Source organism: Gilvimarinus sp. 1_MG-2023, assembly GCF_030548285.1.
In genome coordinates, this window is sequence record NZ_JAUOSC010000381.1 from 1 (window position 1) to 362 (window position 362).

1 protein-coding gene is annotated in these 362 nt (G+C 55.5%); it reads left to right on the plus strand.

Annotated elements, in window-relative coordinates; translation table 11 throughout:
* Positions 1–46: 46 nt before the first annotated feature.
* Positions 47–362, plus strand: a 316-nt coding sequence (locus Q4563_RS17290; protein WP_303605375.1) for a PCRF domain-containing protein, incomplete at its 3' end; no start/stop codon positions are given.

Here is a 362-nt window from a genome sequence, read left to right on the forward strand (position 1 = left end):
AGCTCAGTGATGCCGCCGATGCCGCCAGCAACAGCGATGATAGAACATGAAAGCCTCCCTTTTGCACAAACTGGAATCGCTCTCCGAGCGTTACGAAGAAATCGGACACTTGCTCTCCGACCCGGAAGTGATTAACGATCAGAACAAGTTCCGCCAACTATCACGAGAATACAGCGAGCTGGAAAGCCTGGCCCAGACCTTTGGCCGCTACCAGCAAGCACAAGCTGACCTGGATGAAGCTGATCTGCTGGCCAATGACAGCGACCCCGACATGCGCGCCATGGGCGAAGAAGAACAGCACGCCGCCAAGGCACAGCTGGAAGCCTTGAGCGGCGAGCTGGAAATCCTGCTATTACCAAAAG